Source organism: Acinetobacter brisouioides (assembly GCF_004331075.1).
GTDB lineage: Bacteria > Pseudomonadota > Gammaproteobacteria > Pseudomonadales > Moraxellaceae > Acinetobacter.
In genome coordinates this window covers 108253-131273 of sequence record NZ_SJNX01000008.1, presented here as the reverse complement: position 1 = coordinate 131273, position 23021 = coordinate 108253, and the positions used below count along the sequence as shown (strand labels likewise).

The window sequence follows — 23021 nt, the reverse complement described above, 5'->3', positions numbered from 1 at the left end:
GCGCTTTAACCAAGCCACCAATCAAAGTGATCTATGAATCTTGAAATTCGTTGGGCTCTTGATCTGATTACCCTCGATCAGGAACGTTCAATTTCAAAAGCTGCACAAAAAAGATATATTTCACAATCTGCGTTTAGTCGAAGATTACAACATCTCGAAGAAACTGTAGGTTTTTCGATTATTGATCGAAACAGCAAGGAAGTAAGTTTTACAGAATTAGGACAGGTTTTATTATCCACAGCAAATACGTTACAAGCGCAATTAAATGAAAGTATGCAGCTCATTTATGAGATTAAAAACACCAAAGATAATACTCTAAGATTTGCAGTTGTTCATTCTTTGGTAAATAGTTTCTTTGCCGATTATTTAAGATTTGTTCCGATTGAGGAACAAGCCATAAAATTTGAAATTATGGCAATTAATACTGGTGAAGGATTAAAACTTTTAAAAGAAGGAAAAATCGATTTTCTGGTTTCTTATGCTTCTAAACATGAAATGAATCAGGGTAAGTTCGATGCATTATCTTCTGTTCGGGTTGGAGAGACTGAGATTATTCCAGTTTATGCAAAAACAACCAATAAAACATATGATTTAAATCAACATTTTCCATTGCTGACCTATAGTAAAAATGCGTATTTGAGAAATTTGGTTGATCATGTGATTCAAACCAATAATTTAGATTGTCATATTTTGTATGAGACTGATAATGCTGAAAATTTAAAGCAATTGGTGTTACAGGGTGTTGGCGTTGCATGGTTGCCAAGAATTACCATTATGGATGAATTGGCAGAAAACAAACTGATTGAATTATCAACGTCGCAATATGTGGTGAATCAAAGTATTTATATTTATAAAAGTAAATTAAATAATAATCCATTAACTCAATTTGTTTTTGAGCATTTTAAAGAGCTTAAAAATAAATAAAATAAAAACGATGCTGATATTTAAATATCAGCATCGTAATTTGATTTAAACCAATCTAAGTTAATATACAACAAAATTAAAGAATACGCTTTAAACGTTCAATAACTTGTTCACACTGAGCAATATCAGCAACGAGAGCCATACGCACATGATTTTCACCTGGGTTACCTTGTTTTGTATCGCGAGATAAATAGCGCCCTGGTAAAACTTTAATATGCGATTTTTCCATCAGCATGCGTGCGAATTGCTCGTCATTATCGACTTTTAACCAGTAATAAAACCCTGCATCTGGTTTTTGTAATGGCAATAAATGCCTAAGCTCAGACTGAAATAAATCAAATTTAGCACGGTAGAGTCTACGGTTTTCTTCAACGTGCTGCTCATCATTCCATGCAGAGATAGAGGCAATTTGATGCTGTACTGGCATTGCCGCACCATGATAAGTACGGTATTGCAAATACGGTTTGAGCAAACTTGCATCACCTGCAACAAAACCTGAACGCATGCCAGGCAGGTTTGAACGCTTAGACAATGAGTGGAAGACCACACAATTTTTGTAATCGTGACGACCGATTTCTGCACAAACTTCCAATAAACCCGTGGGTGCTTCATCAAACCAAAGCTCCGAATAACATTCATCTGAAGCGATTACAAAGCCATATTGATCAGAAAGTTTGATTAATTTTTTAAATTGCTCTTTAGAAAGTACAGCACCTGTTGGGTTACCTGGCGTACACACAAATAATAATGCAGTTTTTTCCCAAACTTCAGCAGGAACAGCATCGAAGTCACCCAAATAACCATTTTCTTCAGTACAGTTAATGAAGTACGGTTTTGCTCCAGCCAAGATTGCTGCACCTTCATAAATTTGGTAGAACGGGTTTGGCATGACCACATATGGTGCATCTTCACGGCGCACCAACGCTTGTACAAATGAAAATAAAGCTTCGCGCGTTCCTGAAACAGGTAAAACTTCATGTTCTGCACTAAGTTGCTGAAGTTTGAAACGCTGAGTTAACCAGTGAGCGATACTTTGGCGTAACTCGGGCACACCTTTACTGTTCGGGTAGGTCGACAAATGTGTAAAGTTATCAATAATGGCTTGCTTGACAAATGCTGGCGCTGGATGCTTCGGCTCACCAATTGAAAGTGGAATGAGTGGTAAATCAGCAGGCTGAATGTCTTGAAAAAGACGGTTCAGCTTTTCAAAAGGGTAAGGATGTAAAAGAGATAAACTCGAATTCATTGGATTAACTACCAAAATTAATGTTGCACAATGACTTGACTAGAGGCTTCATCTAAAGCCGCTTTAAGTTGTTGTGCTAAGGTTGAAGCTTCTGTATCCGACATCGGGATATTATTTTTCTTTGTCACAAAGAAAATATCTTCAGCGCGTTCGCCCAAAGTGGCAATTTTTGCAGAGTGAATGTCCAAGCCCTGCATCATAAATAAACCACCCACTCGCGCCAGTAGACCAGGTTGGTCAAGGGTTGAGATTTCCACCATATTTTGATTGAGTACGGGGTTGAGGCTAATAGCAACGGTGTTTTCAATATCAAAGTGACGTAACTGGCGTGGAATGCGACGTTGCATCAGTCCTGGATATTTGTCGGAATGGCTCAGTGCCTGTACCAATGCTTCCTTCACGGTGGTTTCACGTTCAGGATCAGTCAGGAGTGTGCCAAAACGATCAAGTACAATATAAGTGTCCAAGCTAAAGGCTTTGATGGCAGTAATAATCCGCGCATCTTGTACATCCAGATTCATACGATCAAGAATTGCCACGGTCGCTGCAAACAGGTTGGGCTTATCTTGTGTGTAAATGAAGATTTGTACAGCATCAGGCGCAGATTTGCGGTGCGCACGTAACTTGACCAATGGCGCAGGGTTATCGCCATGTTCCAAAATTGCACGAGTATGCCATGCGATATCTTCAGCAGATTCTTTCAGGAAGTAATCATCCCCAAGTTCTTGCCAAACCTGTTCAACATTTGCCAAAGAAAACTCACGCACTAACAGCTCACTTGCCGCAAACTTGGTGTCTTCAATCAGCATTTGATAGTCAACAGGGCGATCAAGCCCTAAACGAATGACATCACGCGCCTGAGTATAAAGCTGACGCATCAGTGATGAACGCCATGTATTCCACAGATTCGGGTTGGTCGCGTTAATATCTGCAACGGTCAAGGTATATAAATAATCCAGATGCTCCATGTCACCCAATTTTTCAGCAAAATCTTTAATGACTGTTGGATCTGAAATATCTTTTTTCTGTGCAGTCAGTGACATCAGCAAGTGGTTTTGGATTAACCAGGCAATTAATTTTCCTTCGCGCTCGGTAAAACCATGCATACGACAGAACTCAATTGCATCTTCAGCACCCAGTTCACTGTGGTCGCCACCACGACCTTTGGCAATGTCATGGAATAACGCAGCAATCATAACAATGTCGCGGCGCTGCAAACGTTGATACACTGAACTGACCACAGGGAACTGTTTGGCAAATTCAGGTTCTTTAAAGCGACTTAGATTACGCAGTAACAGTAAAGTATGCTGGTCAACAGTATAAATATGAAACAGATCATATTGCATCAGCCCCATAATTTGCCCAAACGCAGGTAAATAGTTACCTAAAATGCCATAGCGTTTCATTGCAGACAGTGTTTCGTACAAACGTCCTGACGTACGAATAATTTCCATAAACAGTGCCTGATGTTCAGGTCTATTACGGAAAGTCTGATCAATACCTTTAGCAGCAAGCGTGAGCAAACGTAAGGTGCGGGCACGAATACCCTCAATTTCAGGGCGGGTTGCCAATAAATAGAAAATTTCTAAAATGGCACTTGGATTTTCAGCAAAAACCTTATGGTGCTGTACCGCAATTTTATGGTCGACGAGTTTAAAATGCGCATTGATTTGTTCGATTTCACGTTCATAATGCGACAGTCTTGGGGTAATGACTGATTCATTGAAATATGCCAATAAGATTTCATTCAGTGTTGAAACCTGCTGAGCAGTACGATAATAACGCTTCATGAACTGTTCGATTGGGTAGTTCGGCGATTTACCTTCTTCACGTTCATAGCCAAACTTAGCGGCAATTTCACGCTGATAGTCAAACAATAAACGATTTTCATCGCGCTTGGTCAAACGATGCAGATGATGGCGAATTTCCCAGTAAAAACTTTCTGCTTCTTCTAAAACCTGCAGCTCAAATTCGGAAATAAAACCTAAATGTACCAAATCATACACTCGATTGACCCGAAAATGCCGTTTGGCAATCCAGCCAATTTGGTTCATATCACGAATGCCACCTGGAGCATTTTTAATATCTGGCTCTAAATTACTTTCAGTATTGTTGTGTTGAGCATAACGTTTACTTTGTTCCTGCATTTTTGCATCGAAAAAAGTCTGATCTGTCCATGTTTCGGAAACAATACGGCGCGGCCATTTACTGAGCTGTACGTTGCCAATCAATATACGCGCTTCGATCAGCGTGGTAGCGATCGTCAAGTCATGACGAGCCTGATCAATACAACTGGCAATCGAACGAACACTTACCCCTGGTTTAAAATTACCAACATCCCAAAGTGACGCGATAAAACTAGACACCTGTTTTTCCTGTTCCTCCGTCAACTCATGTTCTGACAAAATCATGATATCAACATCAGAATATGGCAGCATTTCACGGCGACCGTAGCCACCGACAGCAAACAGACCCAATTCGCTCTGTTCTAGACTCGCGTGCTTCCATAAAAAAGTCAGCGCTTCATCAATCATGTTAGAGCGTGCAAGCACGATTTGACGAATGCTATAACCTTCTTCAAAAAACTGTTCGAGTTGCTGTTCAACGTCATTGCGCCATTGGTTAATAGCACGAATGTCTTGGTTATCTTTCACATAATCCAACAGGGGCAAGGTTTCAATCATGGTTTTTTGGCCTATGTGTCAAGTTTACTTTAATGGCTTTGTTGCACAGTTACGCTTTGCGCTGCCTGTTGTGCAATATCGCGTGCCTGATCAGTGGTTTCTGCACGCGCAGTGACAACACCCATGCGGCGGCGCTTAAAACCTTCTGGTTTCCCAAAGAGACGAAGGTCGGTATTTGGCTGAGCCAATACATTTTGCAAGTTACCAAAAGACAAGTTGCTATCGTCAACCCCTGCGTAAATGACTGCACTTGCAGCAATGCTATGGCGAGTTGTGTTGACAGGCAAGCCTAAAATCGCGCGGGCATGTAGTTCAAATTCGCTTTGGAATTGTGATGCCAAGGTCACTAGACCTGTGTCATGTGGGCGAGGTGAAACTTCACTAAACCACACTTGATCACCTTTGACAAATAACTCAACACCGAAAATGCCACAACCACCCAAGGCTGTTGTTACTTTATCGGCAATTTGCTGAGAGGTTGCTAAGGCAACAGTAGACATTGGTTGAGGCTGCCAGCTTTCAACATAGTCACCCGAGTCTTGGCGGTGTCCAATTGGATCACAGAAATGCGTTTCAATAATGCCAGTTTCAGGATTTTTGGCACGGACAGTCAGTAGTGTAATTTCAAAATCAAAATCGATTTGTGATTCTACAATTACTTTACCCTGATTGACACGACCTGCCTGCATTGCATATTCCCATGCAGCATCGACTTCAGCAAAGCTTTTCACGCGTGACTGACCTTTACCTGATGATGACATGACAGGTTTTACAAAGTTTGGATAACCAATATCGTCACATGCGGCACGGAAACTTTCTAAAGAATCGGCAAAACGATAAGTTGAGGTTGGTAGACCTAACTCTTCAGCCGCTAAACGACGAATACCTTCACGGTTCATTGTCAGGTTTACGGCTTTCGCTGAAGGAATAATCGTGGTTTGTTGTTTTTGTTCAATCGCAACCAAGACTTCAGTTGCAATCGCTTCAATTTCAGGAACAATTAAATGTGGTTGAACTTGATCAATGAGTTGTTGTAACTCTTGGGCATTTGCCATATTGAGTGTGTATGAAAAGTGAGCAACTTGCATGGCTGGTGCGTGGTCATATCGGTCTGCGGCATGTACTTCTACACCAAGGCGTTGCAAAGAGATCACGACTTCTTTACCAAGCTCACCAGAGCCTAAAAGCAACACTTTAAATGCTGAAGATTGAAGTGGAGTACCGATAGAGACGTGCATGCAATTCATCCTTATTTCAGGTGGACTTTTAGCATAACAGAACTCGAAGAGCTGTTATGCTGATCAGAGAATAAAAATTAAATTTTATTTAAAAATAAGTAAATGGACATGATTTATTTTATAGCACAGCAGGCAAATAAGTGTAACTGATGCCATAAAACAGTGCAGCAAACAGGGTTGCCAGTACCATACGCCGAGTTTTTACATAGAGCACAGTCAAGGTAATAAAGCCTAAACTCATGGCAATGATTTTGTCGGGCGTGGCAATTAAGGGTGGTAAGGTCGCAACCATGAGCATGGCACTAATCGCTGAAATTCCAATACAACTCAAAGCAATTCTCAGCCAGATTGCACCACGTCTTTGTTTGTGTTGCTGGTATTTTTGAATAAACCACAGCGGCATAAAGCGTGAGCTAAAGTTGGCAATTCCGACAATAATTCCAATCAGGATAATGGATAAATTCATAAATGATGCTCATCCTGCTGCTTCAAAATATAATGTTTAAACAGTCCTGCACCAATCCCTGCCAATATTCCCAAGAAAATTGCCGCAGAAAGATTGATCAGGTAACAAGCCAAACCCGCCACAACGAGCGTTACTGCAACCACTAGCGTATGGCGTTTTTCAAAAGCCGCCAGTAAAAAACTTAAAAATAGGGCAGGTAATAAGAAATCGAGAGAAGCCTGTAGAAATTTGGGAAGAAGATGCATTTGGTTAGCAAATAAGCCACCTAAAAAGCTGCCCAGCGCCCAAGAAAACCAGCTCGACAGGCTTACGCCTAGCATCCATGATTCGCTCCAGTCCTGACGGCGCTGTGACAGTTGAATCATAGCGCGGGCAAATACTTCGTCAGTGAGTCCCCAACCCCAAATTGCAGTCTTTTTAAGATTCAGTTTTTGTTGAATAAGATGCTGTAAAGCAGGGCCATACAATACATGGCGAATATCTAAAGCAATCACGGTAATGGCTGCTAGCCAAATCGAAGAACCACTCGCAAGTAATGCGACCACCAAAAACTGGCTGGCTCCTGCATACATGGTGCAAGACAAAAATAAGGCTTCAAAGGCAGAAAACCCAAATTTGGCAGCAGAGACACCAAAAGCAAAAGAAACAGGCAAATAAGTCAGCATAATGGCTTGACTGTCTTTAAAACCTTGCCAAAAACTTGCATGAGATTGAGACATATTTTTCAGTTTGGGTGCATTGCACCAAAATATCTACTAAAATTCTAAAAATGTTATTGTAAATGAAATCATGCAGCTCAGCGCTGAAATATTTTGAATGAGGCAACCTTATGCTGTTAAAAAAACATCAAGTCGCTTATCTAATGACGGCATGCTTATGTTTAGGCTTGCAAGGTTGTGACCGATCTTCTTCGGAGAAGAAAGTAGAAATTAAACCCGCACCAAAACTCACCAATGATGCAACTACCTATGCACATAAAGCATGGGCACTGATCAATCAAGTTGAACCGATTGTTGAACAAAAGCAACTCACCAAAATTGAAACAGATGTTCGTAAACCTTTACGCGAGCTAGGTGTTGCGTGGCGGATCAATGTAAAAATGACGGACTCTGTGACTGAAGGTAAATATGCATTATGTCGTAAAGCCATGACTAGCCTAGATTCATGGGCAAGGGCAACAGCAAATCAGGATTCAGATACTGCACAAACTTATGCCGACTACACACGCGATAAAGCCTTGTGTAAAGATGCGATTGACCATCCAAATTTAGGCAATACGCCAGCCAATTAAAATAAAAAAAGCGGTATAAACCGCTTTTTTTATGTCTAAAGATTATGCTTTAGGTTTGTTTGTTGGTGCTGGAGTATTTGTCATTTTTTTCTCTGGTGCTTTAGCTGGTGCAGCTTTAGCAGGAGTTTTCTTGTCAACTTTGTGTACTAGCACACATTTACCACCTTTATGTTTTGGGCCTGTACCACCTTGTAAAGTTGTACCTTTAGGGCAAGCCATAGCATTGGCACTTAAAACTGCAAAAGTTAAAGCAACAGCAGAAGTTAGAATTTTTTTCATCATGAACCTTTATCATTAATCTAGGTAAAATTACCTATACATCATCATACTGAATTTAATTGGTTAAATAATGTAGTGAATTTGAATCTTTTTTTTATTATTTTGATATACGTTTTTTTGATTAAGTTTTTAGTCAGAATATTGAGATTAAGTGGATATAAAAAAACTGGATTGAGATCCAGTTTTTTTAAAATTATTGCTTGCGGAACTTATGGTCAATGACTGCCCACAGCGCGAAGGCGAGTGACACAACAAATGCATATAAAAAGTATGCAGGTTTGAGATTTCCTGTAATAACGCCTTCAAATGTTAGCGTTAACATGAGTGCTAGCGTAGTAAAACAATACATCAATGCTTGTTGATTATGTTTTACTGCATTGTTAATGAAGATTAGTTTGTTCATTGAAATCATCCTCACTTCTCCTGTCTATCACGACAAACACACTGTTTCAGTCAATTCTTACCGTTTTACTTTGAATTTTGGCTAAATTCAAGAGCTATTAACATTTTTTTGTTAAGGTAATATGACAAAAACAACTAAAAGTTATAGCCTAGTCTCATTTTGTGAGTTCACAATATCATTCTGTAAACTACAGTAAAAATATAAGCAAAAAAAATGCCTGAATGAATCAGGCATTTTTAGAAAGTAATTAAATATTTGAAATTTAATTACCTTTAATTTTACTATCGAGAAATTGCAAGGAATTTATCGATGACAAAGAACAACACAAAAACCGCAACTGATGGAATTAACCATGCTAGATTCTGTGCATCAAGTGGTAATTGTGACAAAAAGCTAGGTACAAGTTTACTCAGGCTAGATGCTTTTAAGCCTTCAAAAACACCAAAAACTAGCGCAACAATCGTCACAGGCGTCACAATTAACGATGGACGACTAAAGAACTTCCATAAGAAGCTAAGAAGAATCACGACAATTGCTGGTGGATAAATTGCAGTGAGTACAGGAACCGAGAAAGCAATCAGTTTGGTTAAACCCAAATTAGAAATTAACAGTGCAAATAGTACCAACACTAACACCAGTAATTTATACGAAATTTTAGTCAGCTCATGGAAATATTCGGCACATGAACAGGTTAAACCAATTGCAGTTACTGTACAGGCGAGGAAAATTAAGATGGTTAAGAACAATGAACCAATATCACCAAACGTATGCTGTACATAGGCATGTAGGATTTCCGCGCCATTGGTTGCCGTAGTGATAAATGCATAGCTTTGTAAACCAAGGCGGAATAAGCATAAATACAAAATTGTTAAACCAACGCCAGCCATAATACTTGCAATAATTGCGTAGCGCATGATCAGTTTTTTGTCAGATACACCACGAGACTGAATCGCTTGTACAATAACGATCCCGAACACCAGAGCACCAAGCGTATCCATGGTTAAGTAACCGTTCACTAAACCTTCAGACATCGGTTGCTGAATATAGTTATGTACTGCAGGTGGCGCGACTAAAATTGGGAAGACCAGCGTTGCAATACATAAAATTGCCAAAGCAACAATTTTTAGTGGTGCGAGCACATGCCCAATCGTATCGAGCAATTTGTTTGGGTACAGTGAAATAATGCCAACAATGGTGAAATAAATGCAGCTATAAATAAATAGATGCATTGGAGAATTACCAAAGTAAGACGAGAAACCGATTTCATAAGAAACGGTTGCAGTACGAGGGGTTGCAAATAAAGGGCCCACAGCTAAATAACAGACTATGGTCAGCAATAAACTTGAAAAACGACCTAAAGGAGCACTAAGCGTTTCAATAGATCCTTCTACACGAGAAAGCGCCATAATTGTTAAAACAGGTAACCCAACCGCAGTAATCAAAAAGCCTGCTGCTGCAAGCCAGACATGCTCACCAGCTTGCTGAGCAACAATGGGAGGAAAGATAATATTGCCTGCACCAATAAATAGCGCAAAGGTCATAAAACCTAAAGCAATAATATCTCGTATATTCAGCTTATTCATAAAAACAGGGAGGATGTTGAAACAAAGCGATAGATTCTAGTGCAAAAAAAAACTTTTTAAAATCCTTATGCTCTTAAATAAAGCATGATTATTTTTTATAAATTCAAATTTTAGAGATTTAAACTTTCTAAGTTGATTTATTTACGTATTTTTTAATTTTATTAAAATATATATTTTATGTTTATTTATTAAAATAAATATTATTTATCAATTATTTAAAAATAACAAAAAGTAAATTTTTTATTTAAGTACTTGCAGTTCTATACGATGAGGATTATTTTTGAAATATTTACAATGTAAAATAGCCTAAGTATTTCAATCTATTCGTTTCAGATTTGAAATGAAATAAAGGATCCATTCTATGCGTGCCACAAAAGTTGTCATTAAAACCGAACAAGAAATTGAGAAATTAAGAATTTCTGGGCGGCTCGCTGCAGAAGTTTTGGCAATGATTGGTGAGCATGTTAAACCTGGAGTAACAACTGAATATCTAGATGATTTATGCCATGATTTTATTGTGAATACACTCAAAGTGATTCCTGCCAATATTGGGTATTATGGCTATACTAAAACGACCTGTATTTCACCCAATGAAGTTGTTTGCCATGGCATTCCATCAAAAAAAGTCGTGTTGAAAGAAGGAGACATCATTAATATTGATGTTGCGATTATTAAAGATGGTTTTTATGGTGACACTAGCCGTATGTATTATGTAGGGCAGGTTTCACCACAGGCAAAAAAATTGGTTGAAACGACCTACGCGGCAATGGTTGCAGGAATTCACGCCGTTAAACCTGATGCGACTTTAGGTGATATTGGTCATGCGATTCAAACATTGGCTGAAAAAAACGGTTATAGCATAGTACGTGAATACTGTGGTCATGGTATTGGAAGGGTCTATCATGAACAGCCAAATGTATTGCATTTTGGGCAAAAAGGTCAGGGCTTAAAGCTTAAAAAGGGGATGGTATTTACTATTGAACCAATGGTAAATATGGGTAAACCTCAGGTACAAGAACTTACTGATGGTTGGACCGTCATTACCAAAGATCATTCACTTTCAGCACAATGGGAACATATGGTTGCTGTCACTGATGATGGTTTTGAGTTATTAACGCCGTGGCCAGAAGGTACAGGAATTTATCCTGCAATCTAATTTTGAGGTGAAGCAATGCAATATCAGGTTGAAAATATTTATTTTACGAGTTGTGGTGAGCAACTTGCAGCAGATGTTTATTTTCCTTACGACATTGCATTGCCGCCCGTTATTATTATGGCAAATGGCTTTGCTTGTGAACGCAAATTCAGCTTACCTGACGTCGCTGAACGTTTTGCTGAACAGGGTTTTGCTGTCGTTTTATTCGATTACCGAGGCTTTGGTGAAAGTACAGGGCAGCCACGCGAGTTGGTTTCACCCAAGCATCATTTGCACGACTGGAAAAATGTGGTTGAACAAGTTAAATCTTGGTCGGCTGTTGATCAAAAGCAGCTTTTTTTATGGGGAGTTTCGTTTAGCGGCGGTCATGTTATGACTCTCGCAGCAGAAATTCCAAATATTAAAGCGATTATTGCACTTGTTCCACATGTCGATGGTTTAGCAAGTGCTAGGTTGTACCCGAAAAAGTTATTTCCTCAGGCTCTAAAATTTGCTTTACAAGACCTCTGGGCCGCACGCTCTGACCATGCAGTATGTATTCCAGTAGTGTCTAAAGAGGGTGTTTGTTGTTTAGCTGGAGAGGGCAGTTATGATGCCTTTATGGAGAGTGTGCCAGAAAACTCAACATGGACAAACTGTGTTCCTGCAAGAATTTTATTAGAAATCAATACGTATCGCCCAACACACATTGCAAAAAAAATTAAGTGCCCAACTCTAATGATTGCCGCGCAGGATGATCGACTTATTCCCATTACTGCAACACGAAAAGCTGCTCATAAAATTCAAAATGTTCAATTTATTGAATGGCCAATGACACATTTTGATATTGTCCATAAACAAAGTGCCATTTTTGAGCAGTCTATTCAGACCCAGCTACAATTTTTAAAGCATCAGCTTCAAACCTAAATGTTTAAAGTGCTTAAATAGCCTAAACAAATTTAAAAATCTCAGCCAAATCATGCAAATTTAAAACGAATAAGTTGATGTATTTATTGACTGCTATTTTTATAAATGAATAAAAATAGCCTAAGTAATACTAATAAAAAATAGAACAATCAAAAAAGTCTCAAAAATAAAAAAACGCAGAAAAATCTGCGTCTTTTAAAATTTAATAAAGCTAAAACAAGTTTAAATTATAAACCCGCTTCATAATCCTGAGCAGAAAGTAATTTTTCTACATCAGCCATATTGTCAGGTTTGATTTTATACATCCAACCTGCAGCGTATGGATCATTATTGACTAATTCTGGTTCATCTTCTAAAGAAGTATTTACTTCAACGACTGTTCCAGCGATAGGGGAATAGATATCTGAAGCAGTTTTTACAGACTCTACAACGCCAGCTTGTTCACCAGCATCTAAGTGACGATCAACTTCTGGAACTTCAATGTAAACTAAGTCACCTAAAGCATCTTGTGCATGGTCAGTGATGCCTGTAACAACTAAATCACCTTCAATTTTTGCCCACTCATGCGTTGCTACATATTTTAAATCATTCGGGTGGTTCATAATGACTCCATCATTAAAATCAACTATTGCAGTGAGTTATACCTGTTTTTTTAAAAAAACAAAAGTAAAAATGCTTAGTCTACTAAGAAGCCGCCAGTTTGTCTTTGCCAAAGCTGAGCATAAATTCCATGAAGCTCCAATAATTCATTATGTGAGCCTTGTTCAACAATTTTTCCTTGATCCAATACGACAATGCGATCCATTTTAGCGATAGTTGATAAGCGGTGAGCAATTGCAATCACTGTTTTTCCAGCCATAAGGTCATTTAAACTCGACTGAATAGCGGCTTCAACTTCAGAGTCGAGAGCACTGGTTGCTTCATCTAAAATTAAAATAGGCGCATCTTTTAAAAATACTCGCGCTATTGCGATACGTTGGCGCTGTCCACCTGAAAGTTTTACACCACGTTCACCGACATAAGCATTTAAACCTTTTTGCCCACGAACATCGGATAAAGTGTCAATAAACTCTTTAACTTTCGCTTTTTCAATTGCGTAATTAAATTGTTCATCAGAAGCATCATTACGTCCATAACGGATATTTTCCGCGACCGTACGATGTAACAACGATGTATCCTGTGTCACAAGCGCAATATGTTGGCGTAAGCTGTCTTGTGTCACGTGTGCAATGTTTTGCCCATCAATTTCAATCGAACCTTGCTGAATATCATAAAAATGCAGTAAAAGTTGGATTAATGTTGATTTTCCTGCACCCGAACGTCCAACAATACCAATTTTCTCACCAGGTTTGATGCTCAAATTAAAATGATCAATGACATTACGATGTTGATTATAGGCAAAGCAAACATCTTTAAATTCAATTTTCCCACCCTGATTGAGTTGTAATGGTTGGGCATCTGGCTGATCTACAATTGAAACGGCTTGAGCAAGGGTATTTTTACCATCTTGAATCGTACCAATGTTTTCAAACAGCATGGAAATTTGCCACATGACAAATTCACTTAGACTATTGAGTTTTAAAATCATGGCTGTTGTAGCCGCAATAATTCCCAGTTCAACTTGTCCAAGTGTCCATAAATAAAGGGCTGTACCGAGCACACTAATAAACAGCACAGCACTTAATAATTTCAAACTCAATTCAAATAAAGTTGCAAGTCGCATTTGCGTATACACCGTCACCATGAATTCCTGCATGGATGTTTTTGCGTACTGGCTTTCACGCTGTGTATGTGCAAATAGTTTGACTGTTTGAATGTTGGTGTAGGCATCTGTGATACGTCCCGTCATGACGGCACGAGCATCAGCCTGTTTTTTAGAAATCTGAATCATACGCGGTACAAAAAAAGCCGCAGCCAAAACAAATAAAGCTAACCAGACAAATAATGGAATTAATAAACGTGGTGCAACACTACCAAGCATCAGGCTGATTGAAATAAAATAAATCAGTACATAGGCGATAATGTCACCTAAAATCACCCAAAATTCACGTACTGCAAGTGCCGTTTGCATAATTTTAGCAGCCAACCGCCCAGAAAATTCATTAGAGAAAAAGTCTAAGCTTTGCTGCATCATCAAATTATGAAAACGCCATCTGAGGCGCATGGGGAATGAACTAAATAGAATTTGATGGCGGATAATGGATTGCATAGTTGCAAAGATAATATTGGCCACCAGAATAGCGACCAGCATGAGCAATTGCTGGGCATGTTGGCTTAGAAATGTGTTGGGATGGCTTTGGTTCAGCCAATCAACCAAATGTCCAATTTGTGAAAAAAATAATGCTTCAAAGCTGGCGGTGGCAGCAGTCAGTAGCACCAAAATAATTAAATAATGTTTTAACCCTTCGGCACATTGCCAAACAAACGGGAAAAAATCTCGAGGTAATGGTTTGTTTAGATTTTTGGAAGGATAGGGGTCTACACGATTCTCAAACCATTTTAATAACATTACATATCTCCAAAGCTATGCGTGTATTAAACCGAAAATTCGCTTTGAAGAAAATGTAATGTGCAGATTTAATGTTTGAAATTATTTAGTCGCAATGCTCTGTTGTCGTTCAACTTGTGATACAGGCTGATAAATGTGCAAACCAAACTCAGGTAAAATCGAAATTACACGATCAAAAAATTCAGCTTAAATATTTTCATATTCAATCCAGACCATTGTATTGATCAAAGCATAAGCTTCGATGGGTAATCTCCCATACTAGTCGATTTAATTGACACATAATTAACGTCTGATTTGAGCAATATCTTCAACTGAACATAAGCTCAAGATGTTCCAAGATTGGTTAAACGGCGCTGATTATATTGAGATTGATTGGAAAGTTTATTATTGAACCAATTTAGTTCATTTTTAGAACTTAAGTCATTATTTAATAACAAAAAGCCTTTTAATTTTTGATGCTATTCAATTTGATATACAGTTATGAATTGTAATTACATATTAATGACGTCGTAATTTGTATGCAGTGGTGATATTTCAATCCAGTCATCAATTTGGATCATGCCGTATGAGGAAAGTTAAATGCTTTCGACCAATAACTTTTAAGCTGTAAATAGCCCTTAATCAGGTTATTACATGAATTTGAGTTGTGCTGATATAGTGTATTAAACACATTTAGAATTTCACTGGTCGTGAATGCAATGCTTAGAAAAATAAATGCTGGGACAATATTGGAACCCGTTGAATAACACTATGTTCTGCAAGTATAGCATTAGCTGCAAACGGCATTTTGAGTAAAATTTTTTGAATACGGCGAACAATAATTTATTGAGTAATAAAATTGGCAATAGAAGTAGAAAAAATCAGAATATTTAAGCCTAAGTCATTGAACATTTCTCAGCATGCAAACTGGTTTACCAAAATTTATAAATTCAGCAAGAACTAAGAGAAATTAAACACATCTAAGCCTTATCTCTAAAAGAATACCTATTGTACTTTTTTTATCGCTATGGCTTAGGTGTGTTCAAAGAAAATTAACGTTTTATAATGATTAGGTTACGACTTACCACATTAAATCATCTGGAATGACATATGCTGCATAAGGATCTTCTTCATTTGTCGTTTCTTGGTTTTCGTCAGATTTTTTCCACAAAATAAAGCCCGACATTTTTTGTTCAATACGGTCTGCCAACGCTTTAGGCAAATACGCATATTGCTCATTTTCTTTGGCAATCACCAAACTACCTGCAACAAGCGCATTATAAATTTGCTGGTTAATGTAAACTTTCTTAATTTTATTTTCATCAATAAATTGATAGATGCTGTCGCCATCGGTGTCCTTAATTTTGTGTTGTCCAATCATTTGAATAATATTGGCTTTTAGCGTTTTTTCTTCAAGTTGGCGCTGTTTTTCTGAATTGAGCACCTGATCCTTTTCCTGTTTCTGTTGCTGATCTTGAGCAATTTTTGCTTTGATTTCAGCATCATTGCTTAAACCTGCACGTTGTTCATGCTGTGCTTGCTTGGTCAATTTTTTCGCTTTTTTATTGTCGACTAAACCCGCTTTCAATAACTGCGCTTGTAAGGCATTTTTAACCATAAGATAAATCCAACAAAATTAGTGATGTAGATGCTTGCGAAGATACAATGCCCAGTAAGTTAGACTCATGGTCAAACTGAGGAACACTGGAATGAGAAAAGTATGTAAGTTTAAATAAGGATACAACCAAGTAACAAGTATCCCCCCACATAAAAAACCAATCAAAATCAAAAGCAGTAACATGATACGGCGTTTTTCTACAGGTAGACCACGTAACAAATAACCAAAATTGAGCCCCAAGTCCGTTAGTAGCCCAGTGAGGTGTGTGGTTCGAATAATTGCACCTTTATAGTGGCTGACCATGGCATTTTGCATGCCCATTGCAACACACGCCCAAAGTAATGCATAGCGTGGATAATAAGGAATAAACAACCAGCATAGAAAAATACATAGTCCAGAAAGACTAAGGGGAATACCGTAACGGCGTCCGAGTTGAAAATGACTACTACCGAGTAAATAACCACTATATAAAGAACCCAGTACAAAGCTTAAAATGACACAAATAATATAAAGAGCATGAATGAATTGCCCATGCACAATGGCAATTGCCAGCATGCTGACATTGCCTGTCATGTGCGAAACGGTTTGATGCCAGATACTTAACAACCCTAGTGCATTCACCATGCCTGCATTGAAGGCAAGAAAAAATGCACCAAGCTGAACCCAAACAGGTAATGTCTGAAATGGCATATCACGATCATGTGAGTAAAAAGTTATTTATATTTATACCCTTGATCAACTGCAATTACAAATAACACATCAGTCGAAGAATTAAGTGCAGTTTCAGTCGAATCCTGTAAGACACTAATGACCATTCCAATGGCAACGACCTGCATAGCAATTTCTGAAGAAATACCAAATAGACCACATGCAACAGGGACAAGGAGTAAAGAACCACCTGCAACACCAGAAGCACCACATGCAGAAATGGTCGCAACCACACATAAAATGATCATGGTGGTCAAATCAGTCTGAATACCCAAAGTGTTCACTGTCGCCAGTGCCAATGTGGTAATGGTCACGGCTGCACCAGACATATTAATGGTGGAACCTAAAGGAATGATCACATTGGCCGTAGATTCATCCACCCCACAACGGCGAGCGAGATCTAAGTTCACTGGAATATTCGCCGCGGAGCTACGCGTAAAAAATGCAGTAATACCACTTTCACGTAAGCATTTAAGTACCAATGGGTACGGGTTACCTTTAATCACCAGCGCCACCATAATCGGGTTAATGATTAGAGCAACAAAGAACATCGTGCCGAGTAAAACAGCCAATAAATGTGTATAGCTAATCAGGGTATTTATACCTGAGTTCGCAAAAGTTACGGCAACTAAACCAAAAATCCCCACTGGTGCAAACCCAATCACCAGTTTAATCACTTTTCCAATGGCTTCTGCACTGTCGTGCAAGAAGGCTTTGGTTGAATTTGAACTATGACGAAACGCTACGCCAAGAATTAATGCCCAAGCCAAAATCCCAATAAAATTGGCTTCGCTTAATGCAATGATTGGATTAGAGACAAAACTCAAGACCAAATTTTTAAGAACTACACTTAAACTGTTTGGTGGCTGTAAAGACTGGTCACTGGCTAAATGCAAAATAAGTGTTGTTGGAAATAAATGATCAGCGATGACAGCGCTTAGAGCGGCAAGTAACATGCCTACTGTATACATAATCAAAACAGGTTTGAAATTTTTAGCGCTTTGCGCTGCCTGAAAATTTGCAATTGAGGAAATGACCAGTACAAACACTAAAATAGGTGCAACTGATTTCAATGCCTTAATGAAAATATCACCTAAAAGGCTCAAGTAAGGTGCAACGTTTGGGAAGAACAGGGCAACAGAAACCCCTAAAATAATCGCAATTACAATTCTAGTCACTAAACTAGATTGCTTAATAGCTAAAAGCATAAGAACGCCTTAAAAACCAATTAAGGTTCTAAACCTACAGAAAAGAAAGGTTGAGTATTCTATAGAAAAAACCCAAAATCTTGCATTTTTATTGCGATAAAAAGCCGAATATTATGAATGAAATGAAAATATTATTATTTAAGAGTTTGATTTTAAATATTTTTTAATTAAACGGTGAATAAGGCGTAATCTTATAGTTTGTTGTTAAAATAAACAAAAATCACCGTTTAATTAAGCATACCTTACTCTGCAATTAATACTGCAGGAGAGGCAAGATGGAAATGATAAATATTGTTTAAGATTTTGATAAAACGTTGATCTTTTATAGAGTAAAAAATTTGTTTGCCTGAACGGCGAGTGGTGACGATATTATTTTTACGCAAAATCATGAGTTGCTGGGAGAGTGTTGGTTGTAGAATTTGACTTTTCATTTCAATTTCAGAAACATTCAGCTCTTCATTCATCAGTAAACTCAAAATCAGCAAACGGTCTTTATTGCCCAGTGACTTGAGTACACTTACGATATCATCTGATAACTCACGAATCACATCAATATCCAGTGGTTCGTTCATTTTTGCCCCTTTTCTAAGATCTATATAATTTATTAATAAATATACAGAAAATATGTGTATAAAAAATGGATTTTGTTATTCTTTGCGTATAATTGTAATAAAAACAAAGAATAACCATGACCATCAGAAAAAACATTGAATCATTTTTTTTAAGTAAATGGATATTATGCAAGTTATTGTATTACAAAGAATTGCTATTTGTAAATTAATTTATTTAATAAATATCAGTGGTTTATATGATTAAAAATTTCACCAATAGGAAAAAACTATCAGCATGATATTTTTATTATTTTTATAAGAGATCATACTTTTTGTAGAAACTTAGTATAATATGCGTGAAAATTTTATGTGCAACCTTTTCACTCATGTTTTCCTTTCTTTCAATTGAGTTCGCACTCTCTTTTATAGGTTTTTTCTGTCTATATTGGGGCTTACGGAAGATGCCTCAAATACAAAATATTGTGCTGATTATCGCCAGTTATTTATGTATTTTATTAATGTCTAACTGGATTGCAGTGACTATTATTGCCAGTTATAGCTGTGTTATTTATGCACTTTCTATTGCCATGGATCGCTGGCAGCAACATAAGAAAAAAATCTTTGTTTCAGGGCTTATTCTCACGCTGATTCAATTGGCATTTTTTAAATATTATGACTTCTTTCGCCAGGAAACCAGCCTTGTACTTGATGCAATGCATTTAGACAGTTCATTTTTGGCTTCGAATTTATTGTTGCCTTTGGGAATTTCTTATTACTCATTTCAATCGATTAGCTATCTATCAAGTCGTTATCAAAATGAAATAGAAGTTCCACGTTTTAATTTGCCACAGCTGCTACTCCATTTTTCATTTTTTACCACCATTACGGCAGGGCCAATTGCTCGCGCACAAAGTGCCAAAGGCTTGACTGACATCAATCAACAACCTTGTGGAATGAGTGCACAGATTTGCCAAACTGAACCACGCAAGATTTTGTATCCAAGTTTGGCTTTTGCACTAATTTTACTGGCACTGATTAAAAAATGGTGGATTGCAGGCTGGCTTGCAGATCATTGGGTCAATCCTGTATTTGCCAACCCGATGCAATATCATTCTTTAGAAGTATTGTGCGCCATTTATGGCTATACCTTGCAATTATTTCTCGATTTCTCTGGTTATAGCGAAATGATGATTGCATTTGGTCTACTGCTTGGTTTCCGTTTACCTGTCAATTTCCGCGCGCCACTGTTAGCACATAATATTCGAGATTTCTGGGACAAATGGCATATTAGCTTGTCAACTTGGATTCGTGACCATATTTATATTCCACTGGGGGGAAGCCGTGGTGGGTTTGCACGTACACAAGCGAATTTATTGATTGCTATGGTCTTGTCTGGCGTGTGGCACGGTTCAGGCTGGAACTTCTTCTTGTGGGGGCTATTACACGGCGTTGGTTTAGTTGCGCTGAATATTGGCGATAAAATTTATGAAAAAGTCCGTCAGGTCACGCCAAGAGAGTCTCGTAATGTATTGGCAAATACGGGCTGGTTAGGCAAAGCAGTTGGCATATTTTTCACGATTCACTTTGTTTGTTTCTGCTTTGTATTTTTCCGAGCAAAAAGTTTAGATGAAGCACTACAAGTTTTCCATGCGCTATTTAGCAACACAGTGAATGTGTCTTGGTCAAACAACCCATTGTATTTGCTAGGTGTATTGCTGCTTGCTTGGGTACTTTATCCTTTGGTGCGAAATAACACGCACAAATTGGCTGAAGTTTTTAGCCGAATTCCCAAATATGCCGTTTCAATTCCTTTATTTATCGTGTTTTTACTTGTGCTGATCTGCGCACCTTCAGGTATTCCAGGATTTATTTATGCAAACTTCTGACACGGATATTATCAGTTCATCATTAGAACAAACTCAACAACCCGAATGTGTTCAGGATCATCTGGCGCAGCGTCAGAATTTTTTATATGTGCTTTTTATTTTGCTGGCTTTTGCCTTAACGTCCATATGGATTATGCAAAATTCGGTCAATGCTTATTTTCAGCAGACCTATCATAAAGATAGTCCATTTGCGATTTTAGATCAGTTTCATATCTGGCATCTGGGTGGAGAAATTGGTGATTATTTATATCGTGAAAATGGGCAATATGATGAGCATGTCAATCAAATCAACAGTCGTATGATTGACGGGTTTAATCAAGATTATGCATATACACCTGAATATAAAGCCGCCGAAGCAAAACGCTTAAAAGAAGAACAGATTAAATTGGCGTTGCTCGAAAAACAAAAAGCCAAACAGGCATTTGACCAACGCTTTATATTGACGGGACAAGATCAGGTCTTTTTTGCGGGTGACTCCATGATGCAAGGGGTTGCGCCACATGTACAAAAAGTTCTCGAAGAAAAAGGTATTCAGACAGTGAACTTGAGTAAACAAAGCACAGGGCTGACTTATCCAAAATTCTTTGACTGGCCAAAAACCATTCGTGAAACATTAAACAGCAACCCACGCATTAAAGTAATGATTGTATTTTTAGGGCCGAATGACCCTTGGGATATGTTTAATGCATCAACCAAACATTGGCTTACCTTTAAGTCTTCAGAATGGGAAGCAGAATATCGTGCCCGTATTGACAGTATTTTAAATGAAGCACGTAAACATCATGTCAGTGTGATGTGGTTGACACCACCGAACATGCATAAAGATCAGCTAAATGAACAAATGATCTATTTGAATCAAGTCATTCAAAGTGAAGTGCAAAAAGCGCAAGAATTCGTGATTGACTCCCGCCCAATTGTTGGTGGAAAAAACAACCATTTTGCAGAAACACTCAACACAGAAAATGGAAATGTGAAAATGCGGAGTGCGGATGGGATACATTTTACAGTTGAAGGACAGAAAATCATCGCGCACAATATTTTGCAATACTTACATTTAACAAATTAAAGCGATTTTTGAATGAAAATGAAAGAATTAAAACGGTGCGGCCTTTTGTTGGCTGCATCTGTTATTCATATTTCTGCATTTGCAGGCAATCTCTCCAATTTCCAAGAACCCAATACTCCTCAACTGGTTAAAAGCATTCAGCAACACAAGCTCAATGTCGTTCAGTTCGGCGATTCACACACCGCTGCGGACTATATGAGTAATGCTTTAAGAACCACATTACAAAATACTTTAGGAAATGGCGGAATGGGTTGGGGAATGCCCATGTATTTTTCTGGTCAGCGCCTGACTCGTTTCGGTTACGAAAATAACAATTGGCAGCCTATTTCGATTCGCACTCAGGCCAATGAAAACTATACCTTAGGTGGATTAATTGCCCATCCTGCTACGGATGGTGCTACGCTCACCATTAAAGCCAAACAGTCAGAACAACTACAAAAGATTACCGTCAGTATTCGTCAGGGTGCTGGAGATAGTGACTTTCAGATTACAGACAGTCGTGGTCAGCATTTTCGTTTAAGCGCGCCAATTAAAAATAACACATGGCAATTGCAAACTTTCGAAGCCCATTTACCTTTTACAATTACGGCGCCACATAATCCGCAATCGGCATTGGGTGGCTGGTGGGCAAAAAATGCAACAGGTTCAGGTGCAATTGTTTCTGCACTGGGAGTTAATGGTGCGCAATTGCAGTCTTGGAATAACTGGAGTAATGATTGGCAACAGCAGCTTGGGCAACTCAAATTTGATTTAATTATTTTGGCGTATGGAACCAATGAAGCCTACAGTTATCATGATCTTGAGCAACAAAAACAGATCTTACTTAACCGAATTCATGATATTCGTGAAGCTTCACCGCATAGTGCAATTCTGATAGTTTCTGCACCTGAAAGCTTAAAAGACAAATCGGGTGAGTGTGGTATACGTCCAACACAATTAAGTGTATTTCAAAATATGCAGCGCCAAGTTGCCAGTCAAGCTCATACCTTGTTTTGGGATTGGCAAGAGGCAATGGGTGGCCGTTGTAGCATGAAAAACTGGATAGCACGTGGCGATGCTGCCAGAGATGGCGTGCATTTCTCTGCTTCAGGATATACCAAATTTGGTGACATGCTTGCCAATGATATTTTGGCACTGGCAGGAAAATCGGGTAGTGGAGGAGTTTTCGCTTCTAGTCATGCAGAAACGCATCCTTCAAGTAAATCAGCTGTATTTTCTGAAAATACTCAAGACCGTGCGATGGCACATGCGAGTATTTGTAATGTAGATGAAACGAGTAGCTGTAAAATCATTCATTAAGATAAAAATTACAGCAAACTT

21 protein-coding genes are annotated in these 23021 nt (G+C 38.3%); 7 read left to right on the top strand and 14 right to left on the bottom strand.

The window, feature by feature from the left end:
- Positions 1-33 precede the first annotated feature (33 nt).
- A complete protein-coding gene (locus E0H77_RS11755) occupies positions 34-924 on the top strand; it encodes a LysR substrate-binding domain-containing protein (protein WP_004901569.1) in 891 nt (296 codons plus the stop codon).
- Between the two features lie 76 nt (positions 925-1000).
- On the opposite strand, the gene dapC is transcribed toward E0H77_RS11755, so the two are convergent.
- The 5 genes from dapC to E0H77_RS11730 form a co-directional block, all read right to left on the bottom strand.
- Positions 1001-2170 (bottom strand): succinyldiaminopimelate transaminase, encoded by a 1170-nt coding sequence (gene dapC / locus E0H77_RS11750; RefSeq protein ID WP_131378203.1) that lies wholly within the window; start codon positions 2168-2170, stop codon positions 1001-1003.
- A 17-nt stretch (positions 2171-2187) separates the two neighbouring features.
- Positions 2188-4854, bottom strand: a complete 2667-nt coding sequence (glnD, locus tag E0H77_RS11745; protein WP_131378201.1) for a [protein-PII] uridylyltransferase — start codon at positions 4852-4854, stop codon at positions 2188-2190.
- Positions 4855-4883: 29 nt separating this feature from the next.
- Complete coding sequence (gene purT / locus E0H77_RS11740) at positions 4884-6092, bottom strand: formate-dependent phosphoribosylglycinamide formyltransferase (RefSeq protein WP_131378199.1); 1209 nt, start codon at positions 6090-6092, stop codon at positions 4884-4886.
- 118 nt (positions 6093-6210) lie between these two features.
- Entirely contained in the window at positions 6211-6558 is a 348-nt protein-coding gene (ygaH, locus tag E0H77_RS11735) for an L-valine transporter subunit YgaH (protein WP_131378197.1), read from the bottom strand.
- On the bottom strand, positions 6555-7277 hold the full coding sequence (locus tag E0H77_RS11730; protein WP_045793940.1) for an AzlC family ABC transporter permease: 723 nt from the start codon (positions 7275-7277) through the stop codon (positions 6555-6557). The genes ygaH and E0H77_RS11730 overlap by 4 nt, the downstream gene beginning before the upstream one ends.
- Positions 7278-7387: 110 nt before the next feature.
- Between E0H77_RS11730 and E0H77_RS11725 the strand changes: the two genes are divergently transcribed.
- Entirely contained in the window at positions 7388-7849 is a 462-nt protein-coding gene (locus E0H77_RS11725; RefSeq protein WP_131378195.1) for a hypothetical protein, read from the top strand.
- 42 nt (positions 7850-7891) lie between these two features.
- Here the strand turns inward: E0H77_RS11725 and E0H77_RS11720 are convergent, their stop codons facing one another.
- The 3 genes from E0H77_RS11720 to brnQ all read right to left on the bottom strand — a co-directional run bounded on the left by E0H77_RS11720 (position 7892) and on the right by brnQ (position 10114).
- Entirely contained in the window at positions 7892-8131 is a 240-nt protein-coding gene (locus E0H77_RS11720; RefSeq protein WP_228127512.1) for a hypothetical protein, read from the bottom strand.
- A gap of 190 nt (positions 8132-8321) precedes the next feature.
- The gene (locus E0H77_RS11715) at positions 8322-8531 is read right to left on the bottom strand and encodes a hypothetical protein (RefSeq protein ID WP_416240516.1); all 210 of its coding nucleotides are present in this window, start codon (positions 8529-8531) and stop codon (positions 8322-8324) included.
- Between the two features lie 281 nt (positions 8532-8812).
- On the bottom strand, positions 8813-10114 hold the full coding sequence (brnQ, locus tag E0H77_RS11710) for a branched-chain amino acid transport system II carrier protein (RefSeq protein WP_131378191.1): 1302 nt from the start codon (positions 10112-10114) through the stop codon (positions 8813-8815).
- A gap of 361 nt (positions 10115-10475) precedes the next feature.
- On the opposite strand from brnQ, the gene map reads away from it, so the two are divergent.
- Complete coding sequence (gene map, locus E0H77_RS11705; RefSeq protein WP_131378190.1) at positions 10476-11270, top strand: type I methionyl aminopeptidase; 795 nt, start codon at positions 10476-10478, stop codon at positions 11268-11270.
- A gap of 15 nt (positions 11271-11285) precedes the next feature.
- Complete coding sequence (locus tag E0H77_RS11700; protein ID WP_131378188.1) at positions 11286-12176, top strand: alpha/beta hydrolase; 891 nt, start codon at positions 11286-11288, stop codon at positions 12174-12176.
- Between the two features lie 227 nt (positions 12177-12403).
- On the opposite strand, the gene gcvH is transcribed toward E0H77_RS11700, so the two are convergent.
- From gcvH to E0H77_RS11665, 6 genes are all read right to left on the bottom strand, one after another.
- Positions 12404-12778, bottom strand: coding sequence for a glycine cleavage system protein GcvH (gene gcvH, locus E0H77_RS11695; protein WP_131378186.1), 375 nt, complete (start codon positions 12776-12778; stop codon positions 12404-12406).
- A 74-nt stretch (positions 12779-12852) separates the two neighbouring features.
- The gene (locus tag E0H77_RS11690) at positions 12853-14685 is read right to left on the bottom strand and encodes an ABC transporter ATP-binding protein (protein ID WP_131378184.1); all 1833 of its coding nucleotides are present in this window, start codon (positions 14683-14685) and stop codon (positions 12853-12855) included.
- 1060 nt (positions 14686-15745) lie between these two features.
- Positions 15746-16282 carry a DUF2058 domain-containing protein gene (locus E0H77_RS11680; RefSeq protein ID WP_131378182.1) on the bottom strand — a complete coding sequence of 179 codons (537 nt, stop codon included), beginning with the start codon at positions 16280-16282 and terminating at the stop codon, positions 15746-15748.
- An 18-nt stretch (positions 16283-16300) separates the two neighbouring features.
- Entirely contained in the window at positions 16301-16972 is a 672-nt protein-coding gene (locus E0H77_RS11675; protein WP_131378180.1) for a YoaK family protein, read from the bottom strand.
- Between the two features lie 23 nt (positions 16973-16995).
- On the bottom strand, positions 16996-18198 hold the full coding sequence (gene sstT, locus E0H77_RS11670) for a serine/threonine transporter SstT (protein ID WP_131378178.1): 1203 nt from the start codon (positions 18196-18198) through the stop codon (positions 16996-16998).
- 242 nt (positions 18199-18440) lie between these two features.
- Positions 18441-18770, bottom strand: a complete 330-nt coding sequence (locus tag E0H77_RS11665; protein ID WP_131378176.1) for an ArsR/SmtB family transcription factor — start codon at positions 18768-18770, stop codon at positions 18441-18443.
- A 440-nt stretch (positions 18771-19210) separates the two neighbouring features.
- Here E0H77_RS11665 and E0H77_RS11660 point away from each other — a divergent pair, with 440 nt between their 5' ends.
- Genes E0H77_RS11660 through E0H77_RS11650 form a run of 3 tightly spaced genes read left to right on the top strand, consistent with a single transcriptional unit; the run spans position 19211 to position 23000 of the window.
- On the top strand, positions 19211-20635 hold the full coding sequence (locus tag E0H77_RS11660) for an MBOAT family O-acyltransferase (RefSeq protein WP_131378174.1): 1425 nt from the start codon (positions 19211-19213) through the stop codon (positions 20633-20635).
- Positions 20622-21701, top strand: a complete 1080-nt coding sequence (locus E0H77_RS11655; RefSeq protein ID WP_131378172.1) for an SGNH/GDSL hydrolase family protein — start codon at positions 20622-20624, stop codon at positions 21699-21701. Before E0H77_RS11660 ends, E0H77_RS11655 begins: the two co-directional genes overlap by 14 nt.
- A 48-nt stretch (positions 21702-21749) precedes the next feature.
- Positions 21750-23000, top strand: coding sequence for a GDSL-type esterase/lipase family protein (locus E0H77_RS11650; protein WP_228258333.1), 1251 nt, complete (start codon positions 21750-21752; stop codon positions 22998-23000).
- The last annotated feature ends 21 nt before the right edge of the window (positions 23001-23021 follow it).